This is a genomic window from Pseudomonas sp. Irchel 3A18 (assembly GCF_900187465.1).
Taxonomy (GTDB): domain Bacteria; phylum Pseudomonadota; class Gammaproteobacteria; order Pseudomonadales; family Pseudomonadaceae; genus Aquipseudomonas; species Aquipseudomonas cichorii.
Genome location: NZ_FYDI01000003.1, coordinates 313,417 through 336,412 on the forward strand (window position 1 = coordinate 313,417; position 22,996 = coordinate 336,412).

Annotated in this window: 21 protein-coding genes and 4 pseudogenes; 21 read left to right on the plus strand and 4 right to left on the minus strand. The window is 53.6% G+C overall.

The annotated features are described in order from the left end of the window. Positions 1-140: 140 nt before the first annotated feature. Positions 141-1,073 carry an RHS repeat-associated core domain-containing protein gene (locus CKW23_RS07045; RefSeq protein WP_095067303.1) on the minus strand — a complete coding sequence of 311 codons (933 nt, stop codon included), beginning with the start codon at positions 1,071-1,073 and terminating at the stop codon, positions 141-143. 471 nt (positions 1,074-1,544) lie between these two features. Between CKW23_RS07045 and CKW23_RS07050 the strand changes: the two genes are divergently transcribed. The 10 genes and pseudogenes from CKW23_RS07050 (at position 1,545) to CKW23_RS07090 (ending at position 12,205) form a co-directional block, all read left to right on the plus strand. After that, on the plus strand, positions 1,545-2,060 hold the full coding sequence (locus CKW23_RS07050) for an Hcp family type VI secretion system effector (protein ID WP_025258081.1): 516 nt from the start codon (positions 1,545-1,547) through the stop codon (positions 2,058-2,060). Between the two features lie 79 nt (positions 2,061-2,139). Beyond that, positions 2,140-4,182, plus strand: a complete 2,043-nt coding sequence (locus CKW23_RS07055; protein ID WP_095067304.1) for a type VI secretion system tip protein VgrG — start codon at positions 2,140-2,142, stop codon at positions 4,180-4,182. Continuing rightward, positions 4,172-4,915 carry a DUF4123 domain-containing protein gene (locus CKW23_RS07060; protein ID WP_095067305.1) on the plus strand — a complete coding sequence of 248 codons (744 nt, stop codon included), beginning with the start codon at positions 4,172-4,174 and terminating at the stop codon, positions 4,913-4,915. Before CKW23_RS07055 ends, CKW23_RS07060 begins: the two co-directional genes overlap by 11 nt. After that, positions 4,912-9,741 (plus strand): RHS repeat-associated core domain-containing protein, encoded by a 4,830-nt coding sequence (locus CKW23_RS07065; RefSeq protein WP_256590423.1) that lies wholly within the window; start codon positions 4,912-4,914, stop codon positions 9,739-9,741. Before CKW23_RS07060 ends, CKW23_RS07065 begins: the two co-directional genes overlap by 4 nt. Continuing rightward, the gene (locus tag CKW23_RS07070; protein ID WP_095067306.1) at positions 9,738-10,076 is read left to right on the plus strand and encodes a hypothetical protein; all 339 of its coding nucleotides are present in this window, start codon (positions 9,738-9,740) and stop codon (positions 10,074-10,076) included. Before CKW23_RS07065 ends, CKW23_RS07070 begins: the two co-directional genes overlap by 4 nt. 73 nt (positions 10,077-10,149) lie before the next feature. After that, complete coding sequence (locus tag CKW23_RS07075) at positions 10,150-10,590, plus strand: SMI1/KNR4 family protein (RefSeq protein ID WP_095067307.1); 441 nt, start codon at positions 10,150-10,152, stop codon at positions 10,588-10,590. Between the two features lie 346 nt (positions 10,591-10,936). Next, on the plus strand, positions 10,937-11,116 hold the full coding sequence (locus tag CKW23_RS27175) for a hypothetical protein (protein ID WP_369003486.1): 180 nt from the start codon (positions 10,937-10,939) through the stop codon (positions 11,114-11,116). Between the two features lie 207 nt (positions 11,117-11,323). Then, positions 11,324-11,523 (plus strand): annotated as a pseudogene (locus tag CKW23_RS26885) (IS5/IS1182 family transposase); the annotation flags it as partial. Further along, on the plus strand, positions 11,509-11,631 hold the full coding sequence (locus tag CKW23_RS27180) for a hypothetical protein (RefSeq protein WP_369003502.1): 123 nt from the start codon (positions 11,509-11,511) through the stop codon (positions 11,629-11,631). The pseudogene CKW23_RS26885 and the gene CKW23_RS27180, both read left to right, overlap by 15 nt. 223 nt (positions 11,632-11,854) lie before the next feature. Continuing rightward, on the plus strand, positions 11,855-12,205 hold the full coding sequence (locus CKW23_RS07090) for a hypothetical protein (RefSeq protein WP_095067308.1): 351 nt from the start codon (positions 11,855-11,857) through the stop codon (positions 12,203-12,205). A 115-nt stretch (positions 12,206-12,320) separates the two neighbouring features. On the opposite strand, the gene CKW23_RS07095 is transcribed toward CKW23_RS07090, so the two are convergent. Continuing rightward, positions 12,321-12,533: a DUF6124 family protein gene (locus tag CKW23_RS07095; protein ID WP_095067309.1), complete on the minus strand. Its 213-nt coding sequence runs from the start codon at positions 12,531-12,533 to the stop codon at positions 12,321-12,323. A 357-nt stretch (positions 12,534-12,890) separates the two neighbouring features. Between CKW23_RS07095 and CKW23_RS07100 the strand changes: the two are divergent. Both CKW23_RS07100 and CKW23_RS07105 read left to right on the plus strand, forming a co-directional pair. Next, positions 12,891-14,117 (plus strand): annotated as a pseudogene (locus CKW23_RS07100) (RHS repeat domain-containing protein); the annotation flags it as partial. Positions 14,118-14,500: 383 nt separating this feature from the next. Further along, positions 14,501-14,851, plus strand: coding sequence for a hypothetical protein (locus tag CKW23_RS07105; protein ID WP_095067310.1), 351 nt, complete (start codon positions 14,501-14,503; stop codon positions 14,849-14,851). A gap of 124 nt (positions 14,852-14,975) precedes the next feature. On the opposite strand, the gene CKW23_RS07110 is transcribed toward CKW23_RS07105, so the two are convergent. Then, complete coding sequence (locus CKW23_RS07110) at positions 14,976-15,188, minus strand: DUF6124 family protein (protein WP_095067311.1); 213 nt, start codon at positions 15,186-15,188, stop codon at positions 14,976-14,978. A 341-nt stretch (positions 15,189-15,529) separates the two neighbouring features. Here CKW23_RS07110 and CKW23_RS07115 point away from each other — a divergent pair. From CKW23_RS07115 to CKW23_RS07125, 3 genes and pseudogenes are all read left to right on the plus strand, one after another. Beyond that, a pseudogene (locus tag CKW23_RS07115) lies at positions 15,530-16,025 on the plus strand (RHS repeat-associated core domain-containing protein); the annotation flags it as partial. Between the two features lie 460 nt (positions 16,026-16,485). Beyond that, on the plus strand, positions 16,486-16,893 hold the full coding sequence (locus CKW23_RS07120) for a hypothetical protein (protein WP_095067312.1): 408 nt from the start codon (positions 16,486-16,488) through the stop codon (positions 16,891-16,893). A gap of 2 nt (positions 16,894-16,895) precedes the next feature. Further along, positions 16,896-17,246, plus strand: a complete 351-nt coding sequence (locus tag CKW23_RS07125) for a hypothetical protein (RefSeq protein ID WP_095067313.1) — start codon at positions 16,896-16,898, stop codon at positions 17,244-17,246. A gap of 116 nt (positions 17,247-17,362) precedes the next feature. Here CKW23_RS07125 and CKW23_RS07130 read toward each other — a convergent pair whose 3' ends face one another. Further along, positions 17,363-17,575, minus strand: a complete 213-nt coding sequence (locus CKW23_RS07130) for a DUF6124 family protein (protein ID WP_095067314.1) — start codon at positions 17,573-17,575, stop codon at positions 17,363-17,365. 361 nt (positions 17,576-17,936) lie between these two features. On the opposite strand from CKW23_RS07130, the pseudogene CKW23_RS07135 reads away from it, so the two are divergent. From CKW23_RS07135 to CKW23_RS26890, 6 genes and pseudogenes are all read left to right on the plus strand, one after another. Further along, positions 17,937-20,246: pseudogene (locus CKW23_RS07135) on the plus strand (polymorphic toxin type 46 domain-containing protein); the annotation flags it as partial. 29 nt (positions 20,247-20,275) lie between these two features. Next, positions 20,276-20,548, plus strand: coding sequence for a hypothetical protein (locus CKW23_RS26165; protein WP_143498919.1), 273 nt, complete (start codon positions 20,276-20,278; stop codon positions 20,546-20,548). Positions 20,549-20,801: 253 nt separating this feature from the next. Further along, positions 20,802-21,326, plus strand: coding sequence for a hypothetical protein (locus CKW23_RS07140; protein ID WP_095067315.1), 525 nt, complete (start codon positions 20,802-20,804; stop codon positions 21,324-21,326). Beyond that, on the plus strand, positions 21,323-21,793 hold the full coding sequence (locus CKW23_RS07145) for a hypothetical protein (protein ID WP_025258077.1): 471 nt from the start codon (positions 21,323-21,325) through the stop codon (positions 21,791-21,793). The genes CKW23_RS07140 and CKW23_RS07145 overlap by 4 nt, the downstream gene beginning before the upstream one ends. 126 nt (positions 21,794-21,919) lie before the next feature. Further along, positions 21,920-22,390 carry a hypothetical protein gene (locus tag CKW23_RS07150; protein WP_095067316.1) on the plus strand — a complete coding sequence of 157 codons (471 nt, stop codon included), beginning with the start codon at positions 21,920-21,922 and terminating at the stop codon, positions 22,388-22,390. Between the two features lie 27 nt (positions 22,391-22,417). Then, positions 22,418-22,645, plus strand: coding sequence for a hypothetical protein (locus tag CKW23_RS26890; RefSeq protein ID WP_236249425.1), 228 nt, complete (start codon positions 22,418-22,420; stop codon positions 22,643-22,645). Positions 22,646-22,996 lie beyond the last annotated feature (351 nt).

Genomic DNA, 22,996 nt, shown 5'->3' on the forward strand with positions numbered 1-22,996 from the left:
TTTGCGGCTGCCAGATGCGAGAGTGATATCACGAGAGAGGAACGTGAACATGCGACTGTGCGCAGGCGGGAGGGTTCCTTGCGGTGCTCAAGTCTTCAGAGGGGGGACTCGTATAGATCCAGAGAACGGATTGATGAACTTTATCTGATACGCGTACTGATATTTCTCAGGTGCACAGTCACCGCCTCCCGACGTTTTATCGATTCCACAGCTACCGCCCTCTGCAAGCTCACCAGGTTCTTCGGATTCCGGGCGGCGATCACCGTGCCGACCCGCGTGCTGGAAGCAACGACACCGAGCGCCAGAGCGGCCCAGCCCATGGGTTCCAGTGCTGGAGAATCGGGGGCGGCTTCAGCTACGATCTGTCGGGCTATACCAAGCGCGCCACCTGCCACCGCACTCGTCCCGGTAATGATCGTGGATAGGCTACCCGCACTGAAAAAACCGGCCTGGGCGGCCTCCACGGATAACAGGAAAGGCAGCGAAGGGAGCAGAGTGGCGGTGGCAGCTGTCAGCGCGGCCACACTGAGCACTATGCCTACGATGAACTGCCAGGACACATGCCCCGTGGGGTCATAGTGATTGACCGGATCACCCAGGCAATAGGCATAAGGATTCACGCCCCCCTCGCCAAACGGGCTCAAGCTGTCCGGACTGTTGAAACGCATCAGTACCGGGTTGTAGGCGCGATACCCCTTGCCCAACAGATAATGGCCCGTGACGGGATCAGGGCGTTCACCATTGAAACCGGGCAGATTCCCGAGCGCAGCGTGATGACCATACGGTGCATAAGCGATGGCAGTACGCTGCCCCGATGTCGCCGCATGGAGCACGCTGCCTGGCTGATCGGTGCTGGTCAGGGTCGTAGCGAGGACTTTGCCGATCATCGTTTGCAGTGCCAGCAACTGATTCTCACGGTGGAAAAAAGTGCGCTGCCCGGCACCCTGGATTTCGTTGGCCAGTCTGTCAGCCCGATAGAAAGACCGGGTGACAGCCTCAGCAAGCGGCATGCGGGTCGCAAGGCGATCCAGCGGGTCATATTCATAGTGACACAGGACAATTTTATGAGGCATGGCAAGTGACCATTCCAGGCAATGTGTACGAGCGCGGCTGACCCCACCCGCACCGTCACAATGAACTCACACGCGAATATTGGCTACCCGTAGAAATGACAGTTGCAGGCAGGAAAACTTGTACAGAAGAACGTGCAAACCGGCTTTCGTTTCCGACCCACGGATGACACATCGCCATTATGCGCAAGAAGTTGCGCACTTTTCTGTGGATAACATGTGAGCAGTTCTCTACACCCCATGCTAATGAAGGCCTACAGAGAAGTGCGCAAGAAGTTGCACAGTGGTGCGCAACTTCTTGCGCACTTTCAACGGGTTTTCCCCATGAAAAGCTCAACATGCCGCGAACAAATCACGCATCCATATGATTTATATAGCTATTTTATTGAGTGGCACAAAGCTTGATCAGTAATCGCCACCCATCAGGCAAATTCGCCTTCCGGGACCCTCAAAGTTTCAGCAAGGAGAGCATCCATGGCTACACCCGCGTACATGTCCATCACCGGCGAAAAACAAGGCCTGATCACTGCCGGCGCCTTCACCGCCGACTCCGTGGGCAACACCTTTCAGGAAGGCCACGAAGACGAAGTGATGGTCCAGGCTTTCCACCACGACGTGATCATCCCGCGTGACCCACAGTCCGGCCAGCCTACCGGCCAGCGCGTTCACAAGCCGGTGAAAATCACCAAAGTGTTCGACAAGTCTTCGCCTCTGCTGCAGGCGGCCCTGACTTCCGGCGAGCGCCTGAGCAAAGTCGAAATCAAATGGTTCCGTACCTCGGCTCAAGGTACTCAAGAGCACTACTACACCACCGTTCTGGAAGACGCGATCCTCGTCAGCTCCAAGGACTACATGCACAACTGCCAGGACCCTGCGAACGCGCATTTCACGCACCTGGAAGACATCGAAATGACCTACCGCAAAATCACCTGGACCCACGAAGTGTCCGGTACTTCGGGCTCCGATGACTGGCGTTCGCCTGTGGCCTGATAACGGCTGACGTTTCAAGCATCGACCAGCTTCTGCTGGTCGATGTTGTTTACGCCCTTTCAGAATCGAGGAACAAGGGATGTTCGCGCCGGCCAATCAGACCCACTTCAGCCTGACCGTAGAAGGTTTAAACAGCGACCTGCAAGTCCTGGCCCTCAACGGACGGGAAGCCATCAGCCAGCCGTTCGTGTTCGACGTGGAGCTGGTCAGCGAGCAGCCGTCCCTGGACCTTGAAACCCTGTTGCACAAGCCCGCCTTCCTGCAGCTTTCGCCGGACGGCAGCGGCATTCACGGCCAGATCTATCGCGCCGCCCAGGGTGACTCCGGCAAGCGACTGACCCGTTACTCGGTGACCATTCGCCCGCAACTGTCCTACCTGGCCCACCGCATCAACCAGCGCATCTTCCAGAACCTCAGCGTGCCGAAAATCATCGGCCAGGTCCTCGAAGAGCATGGCATCCAGAGCAACGCCTACGAATTCAAGGTCGGGTCGGTTTATCCCGAGCGCATCTACTGCGTTCAGTACGATGAATCGGACCTGCATTTCATCCAGCGCCTGTGCGAGGAAGAAGGGATTCACTACCACTTCCAGCACAGCAGCACGGCCCACACGCTGGTGTTCGGCGATGACCAGACGGTGTTCCCGAAACTCGCTCCCGTGGCCTATCAGCAAGACTCCGGCCTGGTCGCCAACGACCCGGTCATCAAGCGCTTCGACCTGCGCCTGGAAACCCGCACCAGCCGCACCACCCGCCGCGACTACGACTTCGAGAAACCGCGCCTGACGCTGGAAAGCGAAAACCGTGGCGACGCCCTGCCCGACCTTGAAGACTACGACTATCCGGGTCGCTTCGTGGATCGCGAGCGCGGCAAGCACCTGGCCAAACGTGCCCTTGAGCGTCACCGCAGCGACTACCAGCTGGCCGAAGGCAAAAGTGATCAACCGTTGCTGGTCAGCGGCCACTTCCTGGCCCTGACCCAACACCCCAAGGCCAAATGGAACGACCTGTGGCTGCTGACCGAAATCATCCACGAGGGCAAACAGCCCCAGGTGCTGGAAGAGTCGGTCACCAGCGACACCACCGCCCTCAAGGACGATTTCCACCAGGGCTATCGCAACCGCTTCCAGGCCACGCCCTGGGACGTGCCGAACCGCCCGCCGCTGCGCCACCCCAAACCGCGTATCCTGGGCAGCCAGAGCGCCGTGGTGACCGGCCCGAAAGGTGAAGAGATCCATTGCGACCAATATGGCCGGGTCAAAGTCCAGTTCCACTGGGACCGTGAAGGCCAGGCCGACGACAAGACCAGTTGCTGGCTGCGCGTCTCGTCCGCCTGGGCCGGTGCCCAGTACGGCGGCATCGCCATCCCGCGCATCGGCATGGAAGTGCTGGTCAGCTTTCTGGAAGGCGACCCCGATCAACCGCTGATCAGCGGCTGCCTGTACCACAAGGAAAACGTCGTCCCCTACGAACTGCCCGCCAACAAGACCCGCAGCACCTTCAAGACCCTGAGTTCACCGGGCGGTGGCGGTTACAACGAACTGCGCATCGAGGACAAGAAAGGTCAGGAGCAGATCTACCTCCACGCCCAGCGCGACTGGGACGAGAACATCGAGCACGACCAGAAGATCCGCGTCGGCAACGAGCGACACGACACCGTCGAGCAGAACAGCTACAGCGAGTTCAAGGCCGAGGAACATCGCACGATCTACGCCGACCGCAAGGTCGAAGCTCGGGCCGATGACCACCTGACTGTTGCGGCAAACCAGCACGTCAAGATCGGGACGGGGCAGTTCATTGAGGCCGGGCAGGAGATTCACCTCGACAGCGGCATCAAGATCGTCCTGGAAGCCGGTAGCGAACTGACGTTCAAGGCGGGTGGCAGCTTCGTCAAGATCGACGCCAGTGGCGTGACAATCAGCGGGCCGGAGGTCAACGTCAATACCGGCGGCAGCCCGGGCGTCGGGTCTGGCATAGCGGCTTTGCTGCCCGGATTGTTGAAACAGGCAGACGCCGCCAGAGCCGGTGCGGTACTGACGCCAGCGCAAATCAATACGCTTAAACGCAACGCGCCGTTCTGTGAAGAATGCGAGAAGTGCAAGGACGGTGCCTGTGCAATCTGATCTTTTGAGCCCAACGGCATGGTTGGCAGAGCAGCCGCTGCAACAAGGCGAGCGCCTGTACCTGATTATCAGCGCGGCCAGCGACGCCGAGCCCCTCAAGGCCTTCTACCAACAAAGCCATGCACCTCAGCTGATCCCGATATGGGGCGGCACACCTTATGCCGACTGGCAGCCCGTGATGCCCTACCTTGTCGAGCTGAAACCCGATGCAGGCTTCATGCAATGGATCGCCGAAACCGACGCTCAGGATTGGGGCTGGCTCGCCGTATCGCGCTCGGAACCCGATACCGTATTCGAACACCTGCGCAGCCTGACCCAAGTGAAAATGCCCGACGAAACCGAGGTGTTTTTCCGGTTCTGGGACGGGCGGCATATCTATCCGATTCTGAAAGGGCTGGGTGATTCGGCGGGTGAACTGATGCCGATGTTCGAGCGCTATCTGATCAATGGCCGCAGCCTGGAAGTCGGGCCGAGGTCGGTGCCGAAAGCAAAGGACTGGCCGTGGTGGGAAGTGCCTCAGACACTGCTGGATGGCCTGATGGCTGAAAACCCGTCAACCATCATCGACAACATGATGCAGTGGTTGCTGGATGAACATGCCGAACTGTACTTCTCGTTCCCCGAATCCAACCTGCGAGAAAAAGTGGCGCGCTTCGTGAAGCGCACGCCGCTCAAGGAAGAAAACTTTACCGGGCTGTTGAAGGCTCATCTGGAAAATGAGGTGGCGGCATGAGCGTTTTGATGGGCGGAATCACCGGAGCCCTCACGGCCAAACAGCCTGATGCTCAGGCCATCATCAATGACTTCAAGAAATGCCTGGCCGATTATCGCGAGCATGCCGAAGCCTGGTATGGCGGCGTGCTGGATGCCGAACAGCAGTTCAAGGTGGGCGACGAGGTCGGCACTGCGGACAAGGACAGCAAACAGCAGAATACCCTGTATGCCAACTGCCCGGCCAACGGCAAGCTCAAGCTGGTACACAGCTTCGAGTCGGCGCGCTTTGTGCCGATCGGCAATACGCCAGTGCGTCTTGTGCCCGTGGAAGATGGAAGGGTCTACGGCAAAAACGAGGTCGGTCAGGCAATCGACCTGAAAATAGGTCCGAGCGGAATTCTGGAAGTCACGGGCCTCAAGCCGAATCAACAGTACGCAATTACCTTTTTCCCGAACCCTACCCGTGCGCAGATCGACAGCTTGTTCAACTCCTATCAAGGCGTCATCGGTGATCTGAGCGGCTGGCTGCAAACCGAATGGAGCACCGACTTCCTGCCGCTGTGGCAAGCGCATACCAACGCTTCCATGGCCGGCAAAGCGATGCAACAACTGGAGTCTGCCTGGAAAGGTTTTCTCAAGGCGATCATGGGCCTGTGGGGCGATATCAAGGGTCTGTACGACTTGGTAGCTCATCCTCGCGAGAACTACGAAAAGCTCAAGAAGTTCTTCACCGAGGAAGAGATCAAGAAGATCTATAACGCCTCCAAGGAAGCAATTCAAACAGCCCTGCTGATCGCCAGCGACGAACCACTGATGTGGATCTACGTCGCGGCAATCGTTGCCTGGGTCAAGATGCTGCCGCCGCAGACCTGCACGGAAGTTCTTGCGGAACTGACCACTGAAGTGCTGCTGAACATCCTGATCGGTATCGTCCTGACTGGCGGTATCGGCCTGGCTGTGCGGGTCAGCGCCAAAGGGCTCAATGCTGCCAAAAACAGCGGCAAGGTCATGAAGCTGATCGAAGACTTCACGTCCATGCTGATGAAGATCAGCAAAAAGAACGCGACCGGCCACGCAGAAACCGCCAAGCCCCTGCTGCTCAATGGCAACTCGCCAATGAACCCGGCGCGCAAGACCAGTGTTGAAATAGCCACGCCGAAACCTGCAGAGACGGCGACGGCCCCCAAGCGCAAAGCACCCGTTTCAGGCGGTGAAGTCGAAACCGATGCGCAGATTCATGCACGCGGCAAGAAAGAAAACGCAACGCGCATGGAACAGGCGGAAAAGACCGACGACGCCTCCAAGCAATCGAAAACCCCGGCCGAGCAATCAGCCCAGTGCGCAGACAAGACCTGCACCAACGGCGAACCGGTGTCGATGGTGACCGGCGAAGAACTGCTGACCCTGACCGACGGCGAACTCGGTGGTTTGTTGCCGCTGGAGTGGACGCGCCTGTACCGCAGCAGTGCGGTCGAAATCGATAGCCGTCTCGGCTATGGCTGGAGCCATTCCCTGTCACATCGTCTGCAACTAGACGATGAAGGCGTGCTCTGGACTGACCATGAAAACCGTCAGACCCGCTTCCCGATGCCGACCGAGCAACGTCCGGCCATCACCAACAGCCTTGCCCAGGCCGCCATTTACCTGGGGGATGCCCCTGGCGAACTGATCCTGACCCAGGCCGGGCCAAAAGCACGCTTCTATCACTTCCGTGCCGGTCGCCTGACCACCATCAGCGACGCGTACGACAACCAGGTCCACATCAGCTACGACCTGGTAGACCGGATTCAGCGCATCGACAACGGTGCTGGCCGCGCCCTGCTCTTGCGCTACGACGACCGCCATATCGTCGCCGTGGATCATCAGCAACAACGCCCGGAATATAACGAGCGTGGCGAGCGCCAGGACCCGTGGCTGACACTCCAGACCCTCGTCACCTACGGCTATAACGCCCGTCACCAACTGGTGTCTGCAACCAATGCGGTGGGGGAAACCGAGCATTACCGCTACAACGACCAGCACGTCATTCTGGAACGGCAAATGGCCGGTGGTGCCAGCTTCTTCTGGGAATGGGAGCGCGAAGGCAAGCTCTCGCGCTGCGTGCATCACTGGGCCAACTACTCGCAACTCGAAGCGCGTTATGAGTGGAACGACAAAGGCACGGTCACCGTCCATAACGCCGACGGCAGCGAACAGGTTTACGTGCATGACGAAAATGCCCGCCTGATCAGCGAAACCACTCCCGATGGTGCACAAACCCAGAAAGCCTATGACGATAAGGGGCGTCTGATCGCCCTGAAAGATCCGCTGGGGGCCATTACCGAGTATCAGTACAGCGAAGCCGGACGACTGGTGGCCGTGATCCCGCCGGAAGACGAACCGACCCGTTACAACTACTTCGACGGGCAACTGGTCGAGGTCAAACGCGGCAAGGCTCGCTGGCAGTATGACCGTAACGAACAAGGCGACATCACCCAGCAAATCGACCCGGACGGCAACGAAACCCATTACAGCTACGACCGCCAGGGCCGTCTGCTGGAAATCCGTCATCCCGATGGCAGCCGTCATCAACTGGGCTGGAACGGTCTGGGTCAATTGCTGGAAGAGCGTTTGCCCGACGGCGGCCAGCGCAAATACCGTTATGACGCCTTGGGTCGGCAGATCACCCGTCAGGACGAAACCGGTGCCATCACCCATTACCAGTGGGATGCGGTCAATCGCCTGAGCCAGGTAACATTGCCCGGCGGTGCTACCCGCGCCTTCACTTACAACCCGTATGGCCGCGTCACCGCCGAGCGCGATGAGCTGGGTCGCATCACCCGTTACGAATACGCCGACAACCTGCACCTGGTCAGCCGCCGCATCAATCCCGACGGCAGCCAATTGCGCTACCGCTACGACAACTCGCGCCTGCTGCTCACCGAAATCGAGAACGAGCGTGGCGAGCGTTACCATCTCGATTACTACACCAACGGCCTGATCCAGCAGGAAACCGGCTTCGACGGTCGCCGCACCGCGTATGAATACGACCTCAACGGCCAGTTGCTGAAGAAAACCGAATTCGGCGATGACGACAGCGAGCTGGTCACCGAGTACCAGCGCGATGCCGCAGGCCGCCTGCTGGTCAAAACCCTGCCCGACGGCGAAGAGATTCACTACAGCTACGACGCCCTTGGTCGCCTGGTCAACGTCGACGACGGCCACTGGCCGCTGGCTTACGAATACGACCTGCAAGACCGCCTCATCACCGAACACCAAGGCTGGGGCACGCTGCGCTACGAATACGACAGCGTCGGCCAGCTCAAACACTGCCGCCTCCCGGACGGCAGCACGCTGGATTACCACCACCATCGCGGCGGTCAACTGAGCAGCATCGACCTCAACGGTTCGCGCCTGACCGCCCACCAGTTCAGTGGCGGTCGGGAGCGGCAGCGTCAGCAAGGTCTGTTGCTCAGCCAGTATCAGTACGACGAACAAGGCCGGTTGCAGGCTCATAGCGTCAGCCAGCAGGATCGCAGCCTGTTCCAGCGTCGCTACGCTTACGATGCCAACGGCAACCTGGCGGGGATCGATGACAGCCGCAAGGGCAATCGCAGCTTTCACTACGACCCGCTGGACCGCCTGATCAACGTCCGTGGTGCCACGCCGGAAAGCTTCGCCCACGACCCGGCCGGTAACCTGCTGGGCCAGGGCGACCTGCCCACCGCCAACCTGGCCAACGTCAAAGGCAACCGCCTGCTAATGCAGGGCGACCGTCATTACGACTACGACGCCTACGGCAACCAGATCCGCGAACGTCGCGGCGCCGGGCAGAAACTCGTCACCGAATACCGCTACGACGCCCAGCACCGCCTGATCGGCGTCAGCCTGCCAGGCGGCAGCACCGCCACTTACAAATACGACGCCTTCGGCCGTCGCATCGCCAAGACCGTCGACGGCCACACCACCGAATTCCTCTGGCAAGGCGAACGCCTCGTCGCCGAAAGCGCCGAGAACCGCTACCGCAGCTACATCTACGAACCCGGCACCTTCCGTCCGCTGGCCATGCTCGACGGCGAAGGCCCGCTGAAAGCGACGCCGTTCTACTACCAACTCGACCACCTCGGCACCCCGCAGGAACTCACTGACTACAGCGGCGAGATCATGTGGTCCGCCAAATACCGCGCCTACGGCAACCTCGCCGCCCTGGACGTCGCCGAAATCGACAACCCGCTGCGCTTTCAAGGTCAGTACTTCGATGCGGAGACGGGCTTACACTACAACCGGCATCGCTACTACAATCCGGGGACCGGACGGTTCTTGACGCCCGACCCGATCAAGCTGGCGGGTGGGTTGAATAACTATCGGTATGTGCCTAACCCTACGGGGTGGGTGGATCCGTTGGGGTTGGAGACGTGTCCGGGGGCTGATGGGGATAAAACATCAGCGGGAATAGAGGACCCAGCGACTGGTGCGAAAGTAAACGAGGGTGAACCCGATCTTCCTGTCGTAAGCGGAAGCTATAAAGAGCTAACTGACGCGAAGGCAAAAGATGCACACCACATTATTCAAGATGCTGCAGTGCGTGATTTACCGGGGTACGACCGAAAAGCGGCTCCAGCGGTGCAACTGCCTGGGCCATCCACGCAGATAGGCACTCCTCATTACGAGGCCACTCAGGCACAGCGAAGAGCTGGCGGAGGAAGTTATGGATATGAGCGAAAGATTGCCTACATTGCACTACGAAAAGCAGGAATCGGGAAAAATGATGCAAAAGGCTTGATCAGAGATGCTGACGAGCACTTTAAAGCCCTTGGCGTCACGCCAGCGACTCAGACTCGTACTCCAGGAAACAGACGAAAATGAATATAGATGAAAGTATAAAACTGAAAATAGTTGACCTGCTTGAAGCATTAGTAAAAGGCGACTTTGAAAGAATCTCTGCAAAAAACTGGTATGGCAGACTCAACAAGCCAGATATTGAAACAAGACTCTCCGAGTACGGTAATACATTGACATTGCCACCAGCCTCATTCATGGAAAAAATAGATATCTATGAATACAACGACGGCTCAGGTCTACGGCTTGACATTCCATTATGGACAGAAGAAGAGGGAATGAGCGATCTGACCCTTTCAGTTGAGATTTTAAACAGTAAAAACGAAGCAGCTCTCCAAATGATAGATCTTCGCGTGCTGTAATGCAGACAAAAGTCAACCCAGCCTTTAGCTAATTAGACACTGCCCGAATGTATTTACGAAAAATACCAAAACAATGAATTTTACTGACTTTGAAAAGTTCGTTAGTGAAAAAGAAATAGCTAATCCCGTTTGGTTTGGCTTAGAGCCAGATAGCCCAGCACACGAAAACAGCATAGCTCTAGCTCAGAAACAGCTGAATGCTATTTTTCCGGATGAATATATTCAGTTTATAAAGAGATATGGAGGTGGGTACTTTGCACTTGGAGTAGTATTTTCACTAGATCCAGGAAGCGACTTCAATCTCGTAGAAATCAACAAAAGAGAGTCACACCCTAGAGATAGCTACATATTATGCTCAGAGAATGGTAGCGGGGACTTTTATGGATTTAAAGTAATCAACGAAAAATGCCTGTCCGAAATTTATTTTCTAGACCATGAAACCGGAGAATGGGAAAAAACCAAATATGAAAGCCTATTAAATTTTCTTAGTGAAATAGCCCTGTCCAACCAATAAACAACGCCCCTTTCAAAACCACCGAGTTGCACCATAGAGCTATACGAATGGCAATACTACAAAAACCTAATATAGCGTTCAACTGGGGATCTTTTGGAATCGAACCAAATTTCATAGTGGATGAAGATACGATCCGCCAAACTCAAAAGCTATTTGGTATATTTTTTCCACAGTCATATTTAGATTTAGTTACGTACGCTGACGAAGCATCACCTGAGATTTGTTCATTTTCTTATGGAAACGAGGAAACCTGCATAAGCGAGTTTTTTCATTTTCGCCGGATAAAGTCCCGTATACCATTTCATGGTATTCAGGGCCGGGGACTCATCCAGGCCTCCCCAGAGGGATGATTCCTGTAGCAAGGGATGCAGGTGGATTCTTGATTTGTTTAAACTTAAAGACAGACTCCATCCCTGTCGAGATTTTCGTTCCAAACTCGAATAATATTTACTTTGTTGCTAATAGTTTGATGACTTTGTTGAATTGTGGAGTGAGTAAACTCTGCGATGTGCTGATTGATAAATAGGTACAACCAGTACTGAACAATTATTCAAACGCTCTTCAAAAGGCGGCTGCATGAGCACCGCCGAGAGAGGAGTATTGCAACCATCGCAGTTCCCCCTTCAATCAACCGCCAAACATCACACCTACAACAACCTCGCCACCCTAAGGACTCTCCGATCAAATTCGCAGATGTGTTGAAATACGCCTGACCACCTGATCCGAGCTATCCATGAGCCAGATGAGTTTTTCCGATTGCGAATACGCGGGCAAGCGTAAGCAGACGCGCAGCGAACGTTTTTTGCCGAGAAGGATCAGGTCGTGCCTTGGGCGGACCTGCTGGGCCTGATCGAATCGTTCTATCCCAAAGCCGGTGGAGAAAAAACCTATACGCTGGAAACCATGCTGCGCATTCATCTGCTTCAGGATTGGAATAGGCGTTTTTCGAACAGACGCCAAAGAGGCGTAGACCGCTTCTGGTCAGAAGAAAGGAAAAAGCTTCTCCGGGGTGAGGAGGGTACAAGAGATTGGAGTCCGTAGCAGGCAAATGACATCGTAAAAAACAAACGTCCTAAGTTTGATGATAAAACGATCGAAGTTCATCACATGTACAATGCGCTGGACTATCCGCAGTTGGCGGATAAAGCTTTTAATATTTATCCCGCGACAAGAGACGAGCACTTGTACAGATGGCACAGTGGTAGCTTCCAAAATGAGACTAAAGACAAGCCACTCAACCCACTGATTCCTGAGGACTTTTGAAATGGCAAAGATAAGCATTGCGGCAGCATCTCCTGTTACAGACGTTGAGGCTGCTAAATTTTTACACCAACGTTTAAAAATGTCGCTTCTTGGTAGTCAAAAAAAGCTTGCCATGGGCAATGCAGGCTTTTTTTACACCTGCGAACTCTATGAAAACGACCATGTTCAACGCGAAAAAGAAATACGCGACATAATCAGCTTTTTCCAGCAGAAAAACATTGAGCTACTATTTCTAGAAATTGAAAGCGGCCAAGACTGGAGCGACATAAACGTACAAAACCTTAGCAAGTACTCAGTATCCGTGGATGAGCTCCTAAATGCTTTAGACTCCTCAACTGGACTTTATGAGTAATAAAAAGACGTCTCGATTTGGACCGCAAATACTGGCTGGGATGCGTCTACTCTTAATATATGCGAGCAAGGCAGACCTCACTCGCACCTTCACACGTGTATTGGTCACTCGTATATCAACGCACCTCCACACGCTCCAACGACCGATCCAGCTCGGCTTTGGCCATGCCGATCAGATGCACAACCGAGAAAGCCAGATCGCGTTTCGGGCCGTTGAGGGTATCTCCGCTTTCATAGGCTGTCGCGGCCGCACAACGCAATAGCTCGCTCACATGCAGCAATGACTCTTCAAGGGATTGAGGGGGTGGAGCTGGTGTTGAATTGATCATGATGTTCTCTCTGAATTGAGGCCACCAGCATTCGCTGCTAAACGAATGAAGGTGGCAGCTTTGACGCGGGTTAGCAGACCGGTAGAGAACACAAGACCCGGCGCATCCGAAGATGCCCCACGCAAAGCCGCCATAAACGGAGCTTGCGCTGTATGTGTTCTGAAACAGGCTGCTAAACCCGATCACTGATGTTCAGCGACCAACGCAGCCTAGAGGCCAGAATTCACATGCGCAAGGGCTCGGGATTCTCTCGGAAACTTCATGCAGAAGAAAGGGAAAAGGGTGTCGGATTAGGTGATCGGAGGCAGGATTTTCGTTAGCGAACGTAAACGTGCTCGTCGGTAATCGCACCGTAACGAATACGACCTGCAAGACCGCCTCATCACCGAGCACCAGGGCTGGGGCACCCTGCGTTACGAGTACGACAGCGTTGGTCAGCTCAAACACTGCCGCCTGCCCGACGGCAGCATGCTGGACTACCACCACCAGCGCGGCGGGCAACTGAGCAGCATCGACCTCAACGGTTCGCGCCTGACCGCCCACCAGTTCAGTGGCGGTCGGGAGCGGCAGCGTCAGCAAGGTCTGTTGCTCAGCCAGTATCAGTACGACGAACAAGGCCGGTTGCAGGCTCATAGCGTCAGCCAGCAGGATCGTGATCTGTTCCATCGTCGCTACGCCTACGATGCCAACGGCAACCTGGCGGGGATCGATGACAGCCGCAAGGGCAACCGCAGTTTCTATTACGACCCGCTGGACCGTCTGATCAACGTTCGTGGTGCCACGCCGGAAAGCTTCGCCCACGACCCGGCCGGTAACCTGCTGGGCCAGGGCGATTTGCCAACCGCCAGCCTGGCCAACGTCAAGGGCAACCGCCTGCTGATGCAGGGCGACCGCCATTACGACTACGACGCCTACGGCAACCAGATCCGCGAACGTCGTGGTGCTGGCCAGAAACTCGTCACCGAATACCGCTACGACGCCCAACACCGCCTGATCGGCGTCAGCCTGCCGGGCGGCAGTACCGCCACTTACAAATACGACGCCTTTGGCCGCCGCATCGCCAAGACCGTCGACGGCCACACCACCGAATTCCTCTGGCAAGGCGAACGCCTCGTCGCCGAAAGTGCCGACAACCGTTATCGCAGTTACATCTACGAACCCGGCAGCTTCCGCCCGCTGGCCATGCTCGACGGCGAAGGCCCACGCAAAGCCACGCCGTTCTACTACCAACTCGACCACCTCGGCACGCCACAGGAACTCACCGACTACAGCGGCGAGATCATGTGGTCCGCCCAATACCGCGCCTACGGCAACCTCGCCGCCCTGGACATCGCAGAAATCGACAACCCGCTGCGCTTCCAGGGCCAGTATTTCGATGCGGAGACAGGGTTACACTACAACCGCCATCGCTACTACAATCCGGGGACTGGACGGTTTTTGACGCCGGATCCGATCAAGCTGGCGGGTGGGTTGAATAACTATCGGTATGTGCCTAACCCTACGGGGTGGGTGGATCCGTTGGGGTTGGATACGTGTCCGGGGGCCGCGCCCAAAAAATCCACAAGCGAAGTAGAGGATCCAGCTGCGGCGGCCAAAGTTGAGGAAGGAGCGCCTGATGTTCCAGGTAAATATGCTGTAGGCCCTTACGACCAAATGAGGAGCACCGTTCCTGGTTTAGACGCTCATCACGTAGGTCAGAAAGCGTTGTTGTTAAAAATGATCCCCGGATACAATCCAGACACCGCACCATCGATTCTTGTACCTAAAGTTGGGCATACCATCAAGGGGCCGCGAGGTATTGTGTCTAGGAGTACAACCGGGCTAAATAATCCACGAGAGGTTCTTGCACGTGATATTTTCGAGCTTCGCCGAGTATATACTGACATACCCAACAAGCAACTACAAAAACTTATAAAAGCGAACAAGGATTCTTATCCTGAGGCTTATTCAAAATGAGTACCCATCTAATGAATCCAAAAGATTTTATCATAGGAATTAAAGCATCCGTCGTAGAGGACAACATTGACCTCTATAAAGATTTGCTTTCCAGTACATCAATTAAAGATGCAACCGATGACTACTGGAAGCAATCGCTAACCTTTTTCAACTCCCTGACTGCCGAGCAGCAGCAAGCTCTCTTTGCAATTATAAAGCAGACAATAATAGATACGACCTCAAACATACTGGGAATCATCGATGGCGTTAGCATGCTTGATGGCGCAACCGATGATTTTTCTCTTACCTACGGTAAAGATAAAGCCCCGCTGAGCGGCGATTTACAGAGTTTGTTTTTGGCAGAAACAGAAAAAACGTCATAGATACCTATAAGCATCGTTGCAATGAACCCAAAGTGTGCGGGCAAGGCCGACCTCCCCGCACCTAGCAATGAGCCCTCAAACCAGTTTGACTACTTGTGAAAGTGAGCAACCCCAGACTGGGATATCAACGCACTTCCACGCGCGCCAACGACCGATCCAGCTCTGCTTTGGCCATGCCGATAAGATGCACAACCGAGAACGCCAGATCGCGTTTCGGGCCATTGAGGGTATCTCCGCTTTCATAGGCTGTCGCGGCAGCACAGCGCAATAGCTCGCTCACATGCAGCAGCGATTCTTCAAGAGATTGAAGGGGTGGAGCTGGTATTGAATTGATCATGATGTTCTCTCTGAATTGGGGCCACCAGCATTCGCTGCTAAACGAATGAAAGGTGGCAGCTTTGACGCGGGTTAGCAGACCGGTAGAGAACACAAGACCCGGCGCACCCGAAGATGCCCCACGCAAAGCCGCCATAAACGGAGCTTGCGCTGTATGTGTTCTGAAACAGGCTGCTAAACCCGATCACTGATATTCAGTGACCGACGCAGCCTAGAGGCCAGAATTCACATGCGCAAGGGCTCGGGATTCTCTCGGAAACTTCACTCAGAAGAAAGGGAAAAGGCTGTCGGATTTGCTGATGGGAGCCAGGATTTTCGTTAGCGAACGTAAATAGGTCCGACGGTAGCCGCATCCCCAAGACCGTCGATGGCCACACCACCGAATTCCTCTGGCAAGGCGAACGCCTCGTCGCCGAAAGCGCCGAGAACCGCTACCGCAGCTACATCTACGAACCCGGCACCTTCCGTCCGCTGGCCATGCTCGACGGCGAAGGCCCGCGCAAAGCCACGCCGTTCTACTACCAACTCGACCACCTCGGCACCCCACAGGAACTCACCGACTACAGCGGCGAGATCATGTGGTCCGCCAAATACCGCGCCTACGGCAACCTCGCCGCCCTGGACATCGCAGAAATCGACAACCCGCTGCGCTTCCAGGGCCAGTATTTCGATGCGGAGACAGGGTTACACTACAACCGCCATCGCTACTACAATCCGGGGACTGGACGGTTTTTGACGCCGGATCCGATCAAGCTGGCGGGTGGGTTGAATAACTATCGGTATGTGCCTAACCCTACGGGGTGGGTGGATCCGTTGGGGTTGACGGGCGAATGCCCTGCAGCGACTAGGTCCTCAACACCCGAAGTGGTAGATCCGGCAGATAATGCCCACGTTAATCAAGGTGAACCTACAGTTCCGCTGCCTTCGGGAATAGGGGGGACAGGGGCGAATTATGACAAGGTCAATGGGCAAGGGCTTTATGTACTGAAAAACGAAGCAGGGGACGTCATGTACGTAGGAAGAGGCGACGCACCCGCTAGGATAGATAAACATGCTATCACTCCAGGGAAGGACGATCTGATAGCTCAAACCCTTTGGGAAAACAATTTGACAAAAGCTCAGGCAAAAGGCTTAGAGCAACGCATCATGGACTTGTATGGTGGAGCTCGCAGACAAAACCCTGATACGCCATTGCTGAACGAGTATCGATCCTACGCACCAGAAAACCCGAATGCTCAGCTTTATCGCGACGCGGGTACGGATCAACTATTTAATGAAACATTAAAGAGGATCGGACAATGAAAACCAAAACAACAGTCCCTGGTGACATAATACTGATTCCTCTTGAAGAGGGATTTAAGCCAGCAAAAGTTCTTTACACCTCAAAGCACTACAAAGGTGTAATATTACTTGGCATCTATAAAGAGTCCGTTTTTAGTCAAGAAATGCCAACAAACCTTCCTGATGTATTTGAGCTTCTTTTATACACATCAAAACTACCCATCCAGAAACAACGCTGGTTTTACGTAGGGCATGAAGAGCTGAAACCAACCCAAACAAATCTTGATCTTAGAGTAGTAGCTGGTAATCTTTGGCAGGGTGACACCACCTTAGGCCCAGCGTCAGAAGAAGACAAAAAAAACCTTCCGGAAATGTTAGTAATGGGCGCTGGACTTGTTGAAAAAAAAGCAGCAGCAATTAAGTGAGAATGGCAAAGATAAGCATTGCGGCAGCATCTCCTGTTACAGACGTTGAGGCTGCTAAGTTTTTACACCAACGTTTAAAAATGTCGCTTCTTGGTAGTCAAAAAAAGCTTGCCATGGGTAATGCAGGCTTTTTTTACACCTGCAAACTCTATGAAAACGACCATGTTCGACGCGAAAAAGAAATACGCGACATAGTTAACTTTTTCCAGCAGAAAAACATTGAGCTACTATTGCTAGAAATTGAAAGCGACCAAGACTGGAGCGACATAGACGTACAAAACCTTAGCAAGTACTCAGTACCCGTGGATGAGCTCCTAAATGCTTTAGACTCCTCAACTGGACTTTATGAGTAATAAAAAAGACGTCTCGATTTGGGCCGCAAATACTGGCTGGGATGCGTCTACTCTTAATATGTGCGAGCAAGTCTGACCCCACTCGCACCTTCACACTGGTATTGGTCACTCGTACATCAACGCACCTCTACCCGCGCCAAAGACCGCTCCAGTTCCGTCTTGGCCATGCCAATCAAATGCACCACCGAAAACGCCAGATCACGTTTGGGGCCGTTGAGGCTGTCACCGGTTTCATATGCAGTGGCAGCAGCGCAACGCAGCAGATCACTGACATGCAACAGGGATTCTTCGAGCGTTATTTGCGGTGGATCGGGGATTACTTTAACCATTGGGACAATCTCCATCAGGCCACCCAGGCACGCTGCTAAACGTCCAAGGGTGGCGGCTTTGATACGGGTTAGCAGACCGGTGACCATCCCAAAACCGGCGCACTCGAAAGTGCCCCGCACAAAGCCGCCATAAACGGAGCTTGCGCTGGGACTGGTCAAACAGGCTGCTAAACCCGATCGCTGATGTTCAGCGACGGATGCAGCCTAGAGCCCGGAATCCCCCTGCACAAGGGCTCAGGATTCTCTCGGAAACTTCATGCAGAGGAAAGGGAAAAGGGTGTCGGATTAGATGGTCGGAGGCTGAATTTTCGTTAGTGAACGTAAATTTCACGAGTGAGTTAGCTTTCCAAAATTCCAGACATTGCTGGAAGAGCGCTTGCCCGACGGCGGCCAACGTAAATACCGTTACGACGCCCTGGGTCGGCAAATCACCCGTCAGGACGAAACCGGTGCCATCACCCATTACCAATGGGACGCTGCCAACCGCCTGGCACAGGTGACCTTGCCAGGCGGTGCGACCCGCGCCTTCACCTACAACCCGTATGGCCGCGTCACCGCCGAACGCGATGAACTGGGTCGCGTCACGCGCTACGAATACGCCGACAACCTGCACCTGGTCAGCCGTCGCATCAACCCGGACGGCAGCCAGTTGCGCTACCGCTACAACAACTCGCGCCTGCTGCTCACAGAAATCGAGAACGAGCGTGGCGAGCGTTACCACCTCGATTACTACTCGAATGGCCTGATCCAGCAGGAAACCGGTTTCGACGGTCGCCGCACCGCGTATGAATACGACCTCAACGGCCAGTTGCTGAAGAAAACCGAATTCGGCGACGACGAAAGCGAGTTGGTGACCGAATACCAGCGCGACGCTGCTGGCCGTCTGCTGGTCAAGACCCTGCCAGACGGCGAAGCGATTCACTACAGCTACGACGCCCTTGGCCGCTTGGTCAATGTCGACGACGGCCACTGGCCGCTGGCCTACGAATACGACCTGCAAGATCGCCTCATCACCGAACACCAAGGCTGGGGCACGCTGCGCTACGAATACGACAGCGTCGGCCAGCTCAAACACTGTCGCCTCCCGGATGGCAGCAAGCTGGATTACCACCACCAGCGTGGCGGTCAACTGAGCAGCATCGACCTCAACGGTTCGCGCCTGACCGCTCACCAGTTCAGCGGCGGTCGTGAACGCCAGCGCCAGCAAGGCCTGTTGCTCAGTCAGTATCAGTACGACGAACAGGGTCGCTTGCAGGCTCACAGTGTCAGCCAGCAGGACCGCAGCCTGTTCCAGCGTCGCTATGCCTACGATGCCAACGGCAACCTGGCGGGGATCGACGACAGCCGCAAGGGCAATCGCAGCTTCCATTACGACCCGCTGGACCGCCTGATCAACGTCCGCGGCAACACCCCGGAAACCTTCGCCCACGACCCGGCCGGTAACCTGCTGGGCCAGGGCGACCTGCCCACCGCCAACCTGGCCAACGTCAAAGGCAACCGCCTGCTGATGCAGGGCGACCGTCATTACGACTACGACGCCTACGGCAACCAGATCCGCGAACGTCGCGGCGCCGGGCAGAAACTCGTCACCGAATACCGCTACGACGCCCAACACCGCCTGATCGGTGTCAGCCTGCCGGGCGGCAGCACCGCCACTTACAAATACGACGCCTTCGGCCGCCGCATCGCCAAGACCGTCGACGGCCACACCACCGAATTCCTCTGGCAAGGCGAACGCCTCGTCGCCGAAAGCGCCGAGAACCGCTACCGCAGCTACATCTACGAACCCGGCACCTTCCGCCCGCTGGCCATGCTCGACGGCGAAGGCCCACGCAAAGCCACGCCGTTCTACTACCAACTCGACCACCTCGGCACGCCACAGGAACTCACCGACTACAGCGGCGAGATCATGTGGTCCGCCAAATACCGCGCCTACGGCAACCTCGCCGCGCTGGACGTCGCCGAAATCGACAACCCGCTGCGGTTCCAGGGCCAGTACTTCGATGCGGAAACGGGCTTACATTACAACCGCCATCGCTACTACAATCCGGGGACTGGACGGTTCTTGACGCCCGACCCGATCAAGCTGGCGGGTGGGTTGAATAACTATCGGTATGTGCCTAACCCTACGGGGTGGGTGGATCCGTTGGGGTTGAGTAGCATCCCCATCGACTGCCCAGGGAGTAGAAGGTCTGAGCTGAATCAAAAGTACGGCCGAACAGGTGATATCAACAATGATATCAATATACGAACTAGAAAAGAGACCGCTGCGGAGTTTTATCGAGCACAAGGCGTTGAAGAAGCGCGTATTCCAAGCCATTTAAATGGAATAGACTTTGATCAACCCGTAAATGTAGAAACTTTAAATCGCGGAAAAACAGTGTATCAATTTCAATCACCCGGTGCTCCGCAAGGCAACTACTACTCCCTAAACCCTGCTACAACTCCATCGGAACTAGGTATCGGGCCACTCGGGACAAATCGGGCCGCTCGCACGATAGAGCTTAAACTACAAAGTGTTTATCGAACAACACAAAAAACACCTGTACTAAAATCTACGGCCAAAGCGATAGATGATACTTGGTCTGTAAAAGACATGACGCAACCGGCGTCAGGCGGCGGAACGCAAGTCGTCAGCAGTGCCACAGGGAATTTTGAAAAAATTCCATGACTTTTATAATTAAAGCCCAGGAGGTACAAATGAAACAATCTGACTTATATAGTATAGCAAGTCATTGTAATTTCACAGTGACAGCTTTTTCAGATCACCCAGAATTCTTTTCGTCCTGGTCACTAACCATCAATAGAGACGAGCAAAGGTACGTAATCGAACATGACGGCAGAGATAGCTGGCTTACATTTTTCAATGCAGCAGATGCGAACAACTTCATAGAGCTAGATGTAAAAAATACATTTACAATGAGTGAAAGCGCCATACTTAAACAGTGCGAACTTTGGCTTTCAAGCGTTTAACAGAAATCTTACATTAAAACCAACCATAGCAAATACGCTCGAAAAAGCAAAAAACAAAACAGCAGTCTTTGGAGACATAATACTGATCCCTCTTGATTGACACCCGCCCCGATCAAGCTGGCAGGTGGGTTGAATAACTATCGGTATGTGCCTAACCCTACGGGGTGGTTGGATCCGTTGGGGTTGAGTGATAGCTGTCGGCAGCACGCCTCCCAACAATTCGGCGAACGCAACGAAACCTGACCGGATACCCATGTCTCAGGCTAAGTACGATGAAGTGATCAATCTGGAGAGAGGAAACAGACCCACTGACACGCGCGAATATCTGCCAGAGCAATACGTAACAATGCACGAAGAAGCCTTCCGGCAGCAAGGAGGCTCGTTTGTTGTTATCGACGAATGGATCGAACTCTCGAGCTACCCTACTTTCCCGCCTAGAAAGTTTGTAGGCCTACCATCCGAAATGGATAAGGTAGTCGCCAAATATAAAGCGAGCGGCGGTAACTGGGAGGTACTTAACAGAGAGCTAAACCTTGGCACAAAAGACCTCTCTAACTCCAGAATTTATCTTGTAAACATTAAACCTAACGACCCTAAATTTAAATATGAGATCCCAAATGGCAATGAAGCAGGCGCTTATCCTAAAGAATGGGTTCCAGGGGGAGAAACCAAGAGTGGAACGAAAGAAGCTGCACTGGTTGGATCAGAGAAAATCGACCACGGCATGGATATGAACAAGCTTTTGAGCCAGTTTGATGATTGGGAGCAACTTCAATGAGAAGTAATTTTGAAACAGCCTTAAACAGAGATGAATTCCCAGACTACTTCAGAGGGATTGGCATATACTTCACAGCAGACCCTGACTGGGGTAATCAGCTTCACATCATGAACTGGCAAGGACTCTGCGGCTTCATCAAAACACACAAGACCCCAGATACAGTACTAAAGAATGCCTTTACAAAGTATTTGGACACAGTAGATACCACTTTAAAAGAAGCCGAAGATTTATTTGAAAATATAGTTTGTTATTACTACATGCGCAAAAAAGTTCCTGCTTTATCTGCAAATGGGCTCGACCTGATTCTTGATTTACCTAGCATACAAAGACAAAAGGTATCAAACATCATGCGTTTTCTACGCCAAGAGCTGTCCAAAGCTGACAAAAATCAGGACCTAGAGCTTTACAATCGACGCATGGCAATACTCATCAGGGATGGTGGTCCTAAAGACATCGAGAATCTGTAGATCATCCGGAATTTATATAATGCTGTAACACGCGAGCCTCCCAACAGAAGACACTTGGAGTATCGCCTGACAACCTGTAACTTCAAATAAATCACCAAGCCAATTTGAAGACTGGGAAAAGCCCCAATGAAAACAAAGTTTCAGACTGCCCTAGAAAAAAACGAACTCCCTGAGTTCTTCAAAGGCCAAGGAGAATACTTTTCAAGGGATCCGGACTGGGGTGACCACCTGCATATAAATAATTGGCAAGGTTTATGTGGTTTCCTAAAGCAGAAAGAACAGCCAGCCAATATACTACTAAAAGCATTCAGCGAATACTTGCAATCATTGCAAATCACCTACAAAGATGCAGATTCCGTATTACTCAATATAAGCTGCTACTATTCAATACGAGCAGATACTAGTTTTATGTCGACTGATGATTTCGACTTAATACTTGCTCTCGACTCTGGCAGCAAAAAAATAATAGGCGAACTGTTCAGACTGCTTCGCAGAGAATATGCTGCACACAATGCCGGCAGCCCCGTAATCAGCTTCGATCAATTCCTCTCCGAAATAAAGAGTAATGGTGGCAAGATAGACTTAGAGACGCTGTAAAAAGACATCTTACTCTGGAGCATTTCCGTGACAACCACCTTTGAAACGGCTTTAGATAAACACGAGATTTCAGATTTTTTCAAAGGGGGTGGTATTTATTTTGCCCGAGGCTCAGACTGGGGCAACCATCTATACATAAGCAACTGGCAAGAAATGTGCAGTGTTCTAAAGAACCAAAAACCTGCACAAAGCCTACTAACAAGTATATTTGAAGAATATATAAAATATCTAAAAGAAAACTGCAAAGAAGCTTAAGGATTACTCCTAAACATTTCCGCCTACGATATAGCAAAAAGTATGTTTCCTTTTCTCTCGCTCGACAACTACGACTTGATAGAGGCCATTAATAATGATTGCAAAAAGAAAACAGGACGTCTATTTAGATTACTAAGAAAGGAATATGATATAAAAACAAAGACTCTGGCAAAAACTCTATAAATGTAGAAATTGAAAAAATCAAAAGAAACGGATGCAACATTGAGCTTGAAAAATTATAAGCTCTCGAATAGTCGGAGGCACAACAAAAAAACTAAAAACCAACATGCATTCAAGCTTATAAAACATGCTTTATTATTGGTGACACCTGAGTATTTCAGGACAAATTTA

Coding starts and splice junctions, on each gene's coding strand:
- CKW23_RS07045 (WP_095067303.1), bottom strand. CDS start 1,073: ATGCCTCATAAAATTGTCCTGTGTCACTATGAATATGACCCGCTGGAT.
- CKW23_RS07050 (WP_025258081.1), top strand. CDS start 1,545: ATGGCTACACCCGCGTACATGTCCATCACCGGCGAAAAACAAGGCCTG.
- CKW23_RS07055 (WP_095067304.1), top strand. CDS start 2,140: ATGTTCGCGCCGGCCAATCAGACCCACTTCAGCCTGACCGTAGAAGGT.
- CKW23_RS07065 (WP_256590423.1), top strand. CDS start 4,912: ATGAGCGTTTTGATGGGCGGAATCACCGGAGCCCTCACGGCCAAACAG.
- CKW23_RS07070 (WP_095067306.1), top strand. CDS start 9,738: ATGAATATAGATGAAAGTATAAAACTGAAAATAGTTGACCTGCTTGAA.
- CKW23_RS07075 (WP_095067307.1), top strand. CDS start 10,150: ATGAATTTTACTGACTTTGAAAAGTTCGTTAGTGAAAAAGAAATAGCT.
- CKW23_RS27175 (WP_369003486.1), top strand. CDS start 10,937: ATGATTCCTGTAGCAAGGGATGCAGGTGGATTCTTGATTTGTTTAAAC.
- CKW23_RS07090 (WP_095067308.1), top strand. CDS start 11,855: ATGGCAAAGATAAGCATTGCGGCAGCATCTCCTGTTACAGACGTTGAG.
- CKW23_RS07095 (WP_095067309.1), bottom strand. CDS start 12,533: ATGATCAATTCAACACCAGCTCCACCCCCTCAATCCCTTGAAGAGTCA.
- CKW23_RS07105 (WP_095067310.1), top strand. CDS start 14,501: ATGAATCCAAAAGATTTTATCATAGGAATTAAAGCATCCGTCGTAGAG.
- CKW23_RS07110 (WP_095067311.1), bottom strand. CDS start 15,188: ATGATCAATTCAATACCAGCTCCACCCCTTCAATCTCTTGAAGAATCG.
- CKW23_RS07120 (WP_095067312.1), top strand. CDS start 16,486: ATGAAAACCAAAACAACAGTCCCTGGTGACATAATACTGATTCCTCTT.
- CKW23_RS07125 (WP_095067313.1), top strand. CDS start 16,896: ATGGCAAAGATAAGCATTGCGGCAGCATCTCCTGTTACAGACGTTGAG.
- CKW23_RS07130 (WP_095067314.1), bottom strand. CDS start 17,575: ATGGTTAAAGTAATCCCCGATCCACCGCAAATAACGCTCGAAGAATCC.
- CKW23_RS26165 (WP_143498919.1), top strand. CDS start 20,276: ATGAAACAATCTGACTTATATAGTATAGCAAGTCATTGTAATTTCACA.
- CKW23_RS07140 (WP_095067315.1), top strand. CDS start 20,802: ATGTCTCAGGCTAAGTACGATGAAGTGATCAATCTGGAGAGAGGAAAC.
- CKW23_RS07145 (WP_025258077.1), top strand. CDS start 21,323: ATGAGAAGTAATTTTGAAACAGCCTTAAACAGAGATGAATTCCCAGAC.
- CKW23_RS07150 (WP_095067316.1), top strand. CDS start 21,920: ATGAAAACAAAGTTTCAGACTGCCCTAGAAAAAAACGAACTCCCTGAG.